Genomic DNA, 10,041 nt, shown 5'->3' on the forward strand with positions numbered 1-10,041 from the left:
GTTGATAGGCTATAGGTGTAAAGGCAGTAATGTCATAGCCGAGTAGTACTAATAATCCGTAAAGCTTGATGCGCGATGGCTCTGAGGCCGCAAAACCTCAGAGCCGCCAAATGCTTATTTTATAAGAGTATAACAGGTACTTGTAACTTTTTTGTTTCTTTAATCATGTCAACGATATTAGTTCTAATCTAAGTAATTAGAACAGTTTTAAGCTCGAAGCTTATAACTTACCTTTTAAGGTGGCTATAGCAACGGGGCTCACCTCTTCCCATCCCGAACAGAGTAGTTAAGCCCGTTAGCGCAGATGGTACTGCTGTATTGTGGGAGAGTATGTCGTCGCCTTCTTCTAGAACCCTTCATCATATCGATGAAGGGTTTTTTTATACCATAATGTCAAGGAGTGAAATTGCTTTTGGCGCTAATTGCTATCGAAAACCATGTTGCTTGATGTTTTCGAAGTCCTTTAATGACTTCAATCAGTAAACATAATTGGTGTCTGTTACTATCTTTACTACCTTATTTGCGAATAACCTAACATTTGGTAATCCGCATTTTTACTTCTTCCAGCGTTCAATATTACAATTGATCATCATCTATATCCTCGGTAAGATTCCCTTTCTTTAGTTACTACTATATGGCAACAAACTTTTATCCGGGAGGATTCCAGGACTGGGATCATTCGGAATTTAGCATAGACGTAGTTATTATTAATATATGATAATCATAAGTGTAACTAAATGGCAAGGCTGTATTGGCTAATATCAGAACAGGAATTTACAGGTGATCAGAATGATCAAATGAGAACTGGAAGACCTCGTTTCAAAACGAAGTGCTTGAAGACGGAATCTATAATTTCTACTATAGTTTATATATCAATAGCTTAATTTACTAGAGCTGGATCCTGATCATATAGTTTAACTATACTCTATTCCGAAAAATATCAATCTAATTCAGTTTGGTTGATCTGATTTTTCTTACTACCAAATGAAATTAATCAGATAGTGAATTCAACGGCCAGGAACTGAAATATGACTTAGGAGCCTTTTCCGAAGAAAGAATTAACCATGGTTATAATACCCTTAAACATTAGAAAGATCGCAGCGAAGGTTGCGATGATACCAAAAATCAGGACAGGAATATACCAGGGATGATTCTGGTTATTAAAAGCATTATACAACACTGAAGGTCCAATCATAACGAGGGGCAAGGAACCTGCGAGATATTTCACTCCTTTTGATAAGGTCTTTTTATCTGTATGTTTCATCATTCTACGCTATAGGTTATTGAATCTGCTTCCGAAAGCCTGAAATAACCAAATGGGAAGTTATCCCTTTTTGTTTCATTTACGATATTGCCTCTTACTACTGCTGGCATTGTTTCAAAAGGTCCTCCCTGGTTCGTGCCAACTTGTGATCTCAATACAAACATATAATCATAATATTCTCTGCTTATACCCTCCATTTGTATGGAAATGACATCACCCTGTTCAATATCTTCATTAGAAAAATATCCGAAGATCTGGTTACCATCTGTAAACTCATCTTCATATAATTCCAGAAAGACGTCCTCATCTGTGAACTTGAATAAGTAGTAATTCTCTTGATCTGCCGGATCTGTATAAAATGCCTTTATCTCAATTTCATCCCCAGCAAAGCCACCACCATCTAATTGCTCTACATAATCTATTCCCGAGACTGACTTAAAACTCTCAGTTGCAGTATAAACCTGATCATTATAAATTAATTCTAGTTCATATTCCAGATCAAGAACAGGTTGAAAGTCTTCATTAATATATATGCCATTCTGTTCATGAGTAAATTCATATGTACTACCATTTTCAGAAGTAACCACTATTGAAGCTGTTGCCACAGGCCGTAGTTCTTCTTCATAGAAAGGACTCGTTGTACTTAACCTGATTTCCTGACGATTGCCATCTGTTCCCTTGATCCAGACAATAGAAGCTTCTACTACTAATTTTGGTTCAGACTCCTCCAGGTCGATATCTACGACTTCTTCGCAGGAGATGAATCCCAGAAATAGAATCAAGGCCAAAAATGATTTATTGAATCTCATTTCTAAAATTTAAAATTATAAGTTACCGATGGGATGATCCCGAAGAGTGTCAGTCTTACAGCTTCATTTCTCCCCGTATCCATGTTTTCACGGAACGAAATCGAATAAGCATTCTGGCGGTTGTACACGTTATAGATTCCAAAATTCCATGAGCTCTGTAGTTTCCGACCCTTGTTTTTCTTAGGGTAATAGGTTGCCGAAAGATCCAATCGGTGATAAGAAGGTAGTCTATCCTCATTTCGTGCACCATAAACGGGAATATTCACATCTTCATATTCGTACTGTGCATTTGGAAAAGTAGTAGCAAGCCCGGTCTGATAAATAAAATTGGCGTTAAGATCCCAGTTCTCATTTAGATCATAGCTGCCGGTAATAGTCACATCATGCGGCTTATCAAAATTCGTCTTGTACCAGTTGCCATTGTTTATTCCTATTTCCTGGGAGTTTCTGCCTGGTGTTCTCTGCTCAGATCTCGATAGGGTGTAAGCCAGCCATCCAGTGAAACGTCCCTCGTTCTTGCGCAAAAGCAGCTCGAGCCCGTAAGCCCTTGCTTCTCCGTTAAGAACTACTCGCTCAATAGCATTGTTGGCGATTAAGTTCGCACCGTCTATGTAATCTATTCTGTTTTGTATATCCTTATAAAAACTTTCAATTTCCAAAGTATAATCCCCATCATTGAAATTCCTGAAGTAGCCAATTGCGTATTGATCCAGTAATTGTGGCTTTATATAAGGACCACTAGGAGTCCAGACATCTAATGGTGTGGGACTGCTGGTGTTTGATATCAAATGTAAATATTGAGCCATCCGGTTATATGAAACTTTTACAGACTGGTCCTCAGCGAAATTATAGGCAATAGCCAGTCTTGGTTCTAAATTGGTAAAAGTTTCAAGTGATTCTCCACGGGAAACATCTCTGGTTTCAAGAATATCGGCTTCGCTATAAATACTCGTTCTGGGATTATATGCAACTGGTTCATCATTGGCGTACGTATTAAATTCATTCTGACCCAATCTGAAAAAGTTACTCAGTCTCAATCCATATTCTGCGGAAAGCTTTTCTGAAAATTTATGTTCAGCTGAAATGTAAAAGGCATTTTCAAGAGCGTATTTATCATTCAATTTGAAGTAATTTATTCCTGAAGTCTCATCGATAGGTTCTATTTCCCCGGGATTGAACTTGTAATAAGTATTATGCATCCCATACTTCAGCTCGAAATTCTCTGAAATATAATGGTTGAAATCATACTTGAGATTAAGATTTCTAATGCCACTATCCCAGTTAAATCCAACAAAGTTCAGATTGAGTCCGTAGTAGTAATCACTATAAATAGCAGAGAGATTTGTGAAAATATTATCTGAGAATACATGGTTCCATCTCAGGTTAAGTACCGCATTCCCGTAGGTATTCTCAAAATTCTGACTAATATTGAAAACATCCCGACCAAAATAACCACTTAAAAGCAGCTTATTGCTTTCGTCCAGCTCATAACTTAATTTGGTGTTCAGATCATAAAAGTAAGCCGAATTATCATTGTCGGTTAGCTTCAGAAATAAATGGGCATAAGAACTTCTCGCTCCAACTAGAAAACTTCCTTTATCTTTGACTATAGGACCTTCAGCTAGAAGACGGCTCGAAATCGCACCAATTCCTCCCTGCATTTTAAATTCCCGGCTATTACCGTCACGCTGATAAATATCCAGAACCGAGGAAACCCTGCCACCATATTCCGCAGGAATTCCGCCTTTATATAATTTTAAATCCTTGATCGCATCTGGATTGAATACGGAAAACAAGCCGAATAAATGCGAGGAATTATAAATGGTTGCTTCATCGAGTAAAATAAGATTCTGGTCTACTGCACCTCCACGCACATTGAACCCGGAAGAGCCTTCACCAGCATTGGAGACACCAGGTAACAATAACAGACTTCTTACCACATCTACTTCTCCGAACACTACCGGGATCTTTTTAATAGTACCAATGGAGAGTCGGTTGACACTCATCTCTGGTTTCTTGATATTAAGGGCTTTTATATCGCTTGTTATGACTACTTCATCCAGACTTTCCGAAGCTTCTGAAAGTTGAAAGTTCTGTTGCTTATCATCTGAAATGTTCACTTCATCTTCAGCATTTGCGTAACCAATATAGGTGAGAATAACCCGGTGCTTACCAGCTGGAAGTTTGATCGAATAATAACCATAATCATTCGTGACCACGCCGGTTGCAAGATCTGGGAAAATGAGATTGACCCCAATAAGGGTTTCGTAACTGCTTTTGTCGATCACTCTACCGCTTAAAGTATACTCTTGTGAGAACACACTAAAAGGTAGGATGACTAATAGTAGAAAACTTAAAAGTCGCAATTTCAATTTTTCAATAAAAATAGGCTATACCGTGGAAACCCAAAAATTATACTTCACTGAACTTCAATGCTTTTTTCTCCTGATTCGAAAATTTAAAAAGAAGTGCGAAACTTATTGCGAAACAAACTAATAGAATGATTGCCAGAGGTAAGGTACTTGAAGTGTGAAACTGACTGATAGCGAAAGATGTCAATGCACCCAGAATCATTTTTAAACTACCTATCAATGCCGAAGCTCTACCAGCCTTAGCTTCGAAAGGTTCCAACGACAAAGCTGTAGTATTCGGATTCTGAAAACCCAGTAAAAACAGCATGAGGAATAGTAAAATTGCGGTGAATACCAGTCCAAATCCTGCTATTGTATTCAAAAGAAATAACACAGAGAGGACTAAAAGGATCACACTATTAAATATCGTGATTTGGAAAGGAGTGTATTTTTTGAGAAAAAGTCGGTTGATCTGACTTCCGAGGATAAGACCTGCCGCATTGATACCAAACAGAATTCCAAATTCCTTCTGAGTGAGATCAAAATTTTCCATAAACAGTTTTGGAGCTCCAGAAATATATGCGAACATAGCTCCAATAGCGAAACTCCCTGCCATTGAAAAACTCCAGAACTTGTGATGGGTAAGTATTTTAAAGTAATTAACTGCGACCTGTTTTGGTCTTAGATTAACTGCCCTGTCTGGCGTTTTGCTTTCCGGTAGAAGTTTGGTTACACTGAAGATCATCAACACACTAAAAATGGCTAAAAAGAGAAAGATCATTTCCCATCCCATAGCATCTATGATAAAGCTTCCAACTGTAGGGGCAATGATTGGTGCACCACCCATGATCAACATCAGTATAGAAATCGCACCTGCTACTTCGTTTACCGGAAAAACATCACGAACAATGGCCTTCGCTGCCACCATACCACCTGCAGCTCCAAGTGCTAGAAAGAATCGTGATACAACGAGCCAGGTTAGATCTGGTGAATACATACAGCTTAATGCGGCGAGGAAATAAATACCAAGGCCAATAAGTAGTGGCCTTTTCCTACCGTATTTGTCCATAATCGGGCCGTAGGCCAATTGTCCAAGAGAGATTCCTATAAAGTAACTGGTAAGTGTTAAACCAATCTGGCTAATTGTAGTATCAAAATCCTGAGCTATACTTTCGAAACCAGGTAAGTACGCGTCGATAGAGAAAGGGCCTAAAGCGATTAGTGTTCCCAAAACAAGAAGTATAATAAATTCCTGTTTTTTGTCTCGCTTTTCTGAAATGTTTTGCATTATGCAAATTTCAGCAAAGTGAATAGCCTGTTCTAATTTCCGAATAGCTTTAACGAAAGATTAAATAGCTGATTGAAGGCAATTAAAGCTTTTTGCTTTCGTGGCCTACTATTTGAGCAAAATGTCGAACTTTGCCATCAGCTAAGGCTGATCGTGAACTAACAAAATTTTAAGTATGTCATTTAAAAAACTGAACCCTGTTCTTAAATCCACTTTACAGGAAATGGGATTGGAATCTGCTAACGCTTTTCAGAAGAAGGCATTACCTAAAATTAAAAGTGGAGCAGATCTGTACATGCTAGCTCCCAAGGGTAGCGGTAAAACAACAGCACTTATTATAAGTGTGATTCAGCAATTAAATGCTGAAGCATTTGAAGATTCTCCCAGAGCTTTGATCTTTGTAAAGAACAAGGAAGCTGCATTGAGTCTGGAAGAGAGGTTCAAAGATTTTACATCTGAAACTGATCTTAGGGTTTATTCTGCTTATGACGAACAGAATATCGATGATCAAAAAGATGCTATCTATTACGGTGTTGATATTGTGATCGCCACTCCTCAAAGGTTGAGCAAGTTGTTTTCTATGACGGGAATACACCTGGGTCAGCTCAAAATGTTTATCATTGAAGATGCTGAATTTATTTCGCGCGGAGGTCATTTAAATCATATTCTCAGAATTCCACTAAGTATATCGAAATGCCAATATCTTGTTTTCGGAGAAACGATGGAACCGAAAATGGAGCGGTTGCAGGAACAATTTATGGACCGTGCTCAGATCATCAAAATGAAATAAAAAAAAGCCCCGTCCATGACGAGGCTTTGATATAAATTATAAACTGGTTACTTATACTTCAGTCGCCAGAATTTCATTCAATTTGTTACTAGGACGCATGGCTTTTTTAGTCATTTCCTCATTCGGTTCGTAGTAACCTCCTATGTCTACAGGTTTTCCCTGGGCATCGATAAGATCTTTAAGGATTTGATCCTTATTCTCTTTAAGCATATCTGCCACTCTTCCGAAGTAAACGTTCAAATCCTTATTGCTTGTTTGCGTAGAAAGTGCTTCAGCCCAGTATAACGCCAGGTAGAAGTGACTTCCACGGTTATCCAGCTCATTTACCTTACGTGATGGAGATCTACCTTCATTAAGGAATCTCTCTGTCGCATCATCTAATGCTTCAGCAAGAGTAAGAGCTTTCGAATTATTATATTTCTCACCAAGATGTTCCAGAGAAACCGCAAGCGCAAGAAATTCTCCGAGAGAATCCCAACGCAGGTGACCTTCTTTTACAAATTGCTGAACATGCTTTGGAGCAGATCCACCAGCACCGGTTTCGAAAAGTCCACCTCCATTCATCAAAGGAACAATAGAAAGCATCTTCGCACTGGTTCCAAGTTCCAGAATAGGGAAGAGGTCGGTTAGATAATCTCTAAGTACATTTCCAGTAACCGAGATAGTATCCTTACCATCTTTTACTCTCTCAAGTGTATATTTAGTAGCCTCAGTAGGAGCCATGATTTTGATCTCTAAACCATCAGTATCGTGGTTTGGAAGATATTTCTTTACTTTCTTGATAAGTTCAGCATCATGAGCTCTATTTTCATCTAACCAGAAAACTGCAGGCATTCCTGTAGCTTTAGCCCTTGAAATAGCAAGCTTGATCCAGTCCTGAATCGGCGCATCTTTCACCTGACACATTCTCCAGATATCACCTTCTTCAACATCATGTTCAAGAATAGTTTCTCCAGCTGAATTGATAACTTTTACAGAACCGTTACCTGATATCTCGAAAGTTTTGTCGTGAGATCCATACTCTTCAGCTTTCTGAGCCATTAATCCGACATTAGGAACAGTTCCCATCGTTGTAGGATCAAAAGCTCCATGCTCCTTACAGAAGTCTATAGTAGCCTGGTATAAACCAGCATAAGAACTGTCAGGGATCACAGCCTTTGTGTCCTGAGTCTTACCTTCTTTGTTCCACATCTGGCCACTTGTTCTAATCATCGCTGGCATAGAAGCATCAATGATCACATCACTAGGAACGTGAAGATTGGTGATTCCTTCATCTGAATTTACCATGGCGATATCCGGACCATCCTTAAGATCTTTAGCAATAGCAGAATTGATCTCGTCCTGTTTGCCTTTCGGAAGACTTTCAACGGCCTGAAGAACATCTCCTAAACCACTGGTAACATCTGCACCAGCTTTTTCAAGTTCAGCTCCATATTTATCGAATACATCTTCAAAGAATACTTTTACAGCATGACCAAAAATAATAGGGTCAGATACTTTCATCATAGTAGCTTTCATGTGCAGAGAGAAAAGCACACCTTTATCCTGCGCATCTTTTACCTGCTCACGAAGAAACTTTAAAAGTGCCTTCTTGCTCATTTTCGTAGCATCGATCACCTCACCATCCAGAACTTTTAATCCTTCTTTTAGAGTTTTAACTGATCCATCTTCTGAAGTAAATTCGATTTTAAGCGTATCATCCTTCGATAAGGTAACAGAACGTTCGTTCGCTCTGAAGTCACCTTCACTCATAGTAGAAACGTGAGTTTTAGAATCTGAACTCCATTCTCCCATTCGGTGCGGATTCTTTTTAGCGAAATTCTTAACGGCTTTAGGAGCACGTCTGTCAGAATTTCCCTCTCTAAGCACCGGATTTACGGCACTACCTTTAACTTTATCGTATCTGGCTTTAATATCTTTTTCTTCGTCATTGATAGCTTCATCTGGATAGTCCGGAATAGCAAAACCTTTCGATTGTAATTCAGAGATGGCATTTTTCAATTGAGGAACTGAAGCACTAATATTTGGAAGCTTGATAATATTTGCCTCCGGTTGTTTTGCCAGTTCACCAAGTTCTGCGAGGTCATCTGCTACTTTTTGATCATCTTTTAGATAATCTGGAAATTGAGATAGTATTCTACCTGCAAGTGAGATATCACGGGTTTCGAGACTTACGCCTGCTGCTTTGGTGAATGCTTCAACGATTGGCAGGAAAGAGTAAGTCGCCAACATTGGAGCTTCATCAGTTTTGGTATAAATAATTTTTTCTTTCTGAGACATTTATTTTGTTTTTGATTGCAATAAGTTCAAAGAAAACCCTGGAACATTCCAGGGTATCGTCATACGCGCAATATACAGATTTTCACTCTTTTTTCCTAGAAGTCAGTAGATGATGCGCTGTTAAGAGATCTTAATTTAGAGCATAAAAAAAGCCATTTCATCTTATAACTAAAATGAAATGGCTTCAGAAACTGTGATTGATCCATATTTAAACTAAGCTAAAACTCAATCGAATCATCACTGCTTCCAGAAAATCATAAATTCTAAAAGAAAATATGACCGAATAAGAAATCTTTCAAACTGGTTTTGATGTCCAAAACACTAATGTTATATAGAAAATTTCAAACTCTAGAAATAAAAAAACTCTTTACTTCCTTCAAGATCTAAAAATCCTTTTGTCATTCTAAATCTCTTACTTAAAGTTAAGTAATATTATCCTATTCTGAAAAGACTTTAACTTTTTGATAGTAAATGATTTAAACAAAAAAAGCCCCGGAAGAACCGGGGCTTTTTTGAATTATTGAAATCTATTATTCAGTTACAGCGCGAAGAGCGTTAATTCTTCCCTGTCCCAGAAATTCACTTTTTCCATTACCATCAACCTTATCAGCAGAATTTTCAAGTTGTCTCTGAACTTCTTTTGGTGACATTTTTCCATTCTTCGCAATAATCAAAGCAGCAACACCAGAAACATGTGGAGCAGCCATACTAGTACCAGAGCTAAAATAGAAACCATTGTTATTACCTGCACTTAAGATTCCATCAAGACCATAACTAGGTCCATCAAAATCCCCGCCCGGAGCAGCAACATCAACTAAAGATCTACCATGAGTGGTATAGCTGGAAGGAATATCAAAGTTTTGATCTGGAAGACCTGGATAGTAAGCTTGAGGTGCAGTAGCGCTCACAGTTACTACGTTGTTTAAACCACCAGGTAATTTGATATAAGAACTAAGTCCATCATAATTCTGCGAATCATTTCCTGCTGAAGCGATAACCGTAGTTCCTTTAGAAACTGCATAATTAACCGCTCTTTGTTGTGCAGCGATAATGTCACGAATGTATACTGCAGGAATATGATAATCGTTACCATCAGGCAGATATTCTAATCAAACCTAACAAGATAATTGAGCATAATGGGATTTATCACCATGCAGACCCTAGAATATACAAGCCAGACGATATAATCACACTGCACCGTAAAAAAATCAGAGCCAGTCAAGTATGGAAAGATGAAAAATTGATGCTGGATAAAATAG

General features: G+C 38.3%; 7 protein-coding genes and 1 rRNA gene. 2 read left to right on the forward strand and 6 right to left on the reverse strand.

Going from position 1 to position 10,041, the window contains the following annotated elements; translation table 11 throughout:
• Positions 1 to 235: 235 nt before the first annotated feature.
• Positions 236 to 345 (forward strand): 5S ribosomal RNA (gene rrf / locus QZ620_RS12085).
• A gap of 688 nt (positions 346 to 1,033) precedes the next feature.
• Here rrf and QZ620_RS12090 read toward each other — a convergent pair.
• From QZ620_RS12090 to QZ620_RS12105, 4 genes are all read right to left on the reverse strand, one after another.
• Positions 1,034 to 1,267 (reverse strand): DUF6095 family protein, encoded by a 234-nt coding sequence (locus tag QZ620_RS12090; RefSeq protein WP_366935467.1) that lies wholly within the window; start codon positions 1,265 to 1,267, stop codon positions 1,034 to 1,036.
• Positions 1,264 to 2,073, reverse strand: a complete 810-nt coding sequence (locus tag QZ620_RS12095) for a DUF4249 domain-containing protein (protein ID WP_295182001.1) — start codon at positions 2,071 to 2,073, stop codon at positions 1,264 to 1,266. The genes QZ620_RS12090 and QZ620_RS12095 overlap by 4 nt, the downstream gene beginning before the upstream one ends.
• 2 nt (positions 2,074 to 2,075) lie before the next feature.
• The gene (locus tag QZ620_RS12100) at positions 2,076 to 4,394 is read right to left on the reverse strand and encodes a TonB-dependent receptor (protein WP_295182004.1); all 2,319 of its coding nucleotides are present in this window, start codon (positions 4,392 to 4,394) and stop codon (positions 2,076 to 2,078) included.
• A 91-nt stretch (positions 4,395 to 4,485) separates the two neighbouring features.
• Positions 4,486 to 5,712, reverse strand: a complete 1,227-nt coding sequence (locus QZ620_RS12105; RefSeq protein ID WP_295182007.1) for a multidrug effflux MFS transporter — start codon at positions 5,710 to 5,712, stop codon at positions 4,486 to 4,488.
• A 175-nt stretch (positions 5,713 to 5,887) separates the two neighbouring features.
• Between QZ620_RS12105 and QZ620_RS12110 the strand changes: the two genes are divergently transcribed.
• Positions 5,888 to 6,502, forward strand: coding sequence for a DEAD/DEAH box helicase (locus QZ620_RS12110; RefSeq protein ID WP_295182009.1), 615 nt, complete (start codon positions 5,888 to 5,890; stop codon positions 6,500 to 6,502).
• 51 nt (positions 6,503 to 6,553) lie between these two features.
• On the opposite strand, the gene QZ620_RS12115 is transcribed toward QZ620_RS12110, so the two are convergent.
• Complete coding sequence (locus QZ620_RS12115) at positions 6,554 to 8,782, reverse strand: NADP-dependent isocitrate dehydrogenase (protein ID WP_295182012.1); 2,229 nt, start codon at positions 8,780 to 8,782, stop codon at positions 6,554 to 6,556.
• A 530-nt stretch (positions 8,783 to 9,312) separates the two neighbouring features.
• A complete protein-coding gene (locus QZ620_RS12120; RefSeq protein WP_366935469.1) occupies positions 9,313 to 9,882 on the reverse strand; it encodes a S8 family serine peptidase in 570 nt (189 codons plus the stop codon).
• Positions 9,883 to 10,041: the final 159 nt, after the last annotated feature.

Origin of the sequence: uncultured Christiangramia sp. (assembly GCF_913046405.1) — a bacterium.
GTDB lineage: Bacteria > Bacteroidota > Bacteroidia > Flavobacteriales > Flavobacteriaceae > Christiangramia > Christiangramia marina.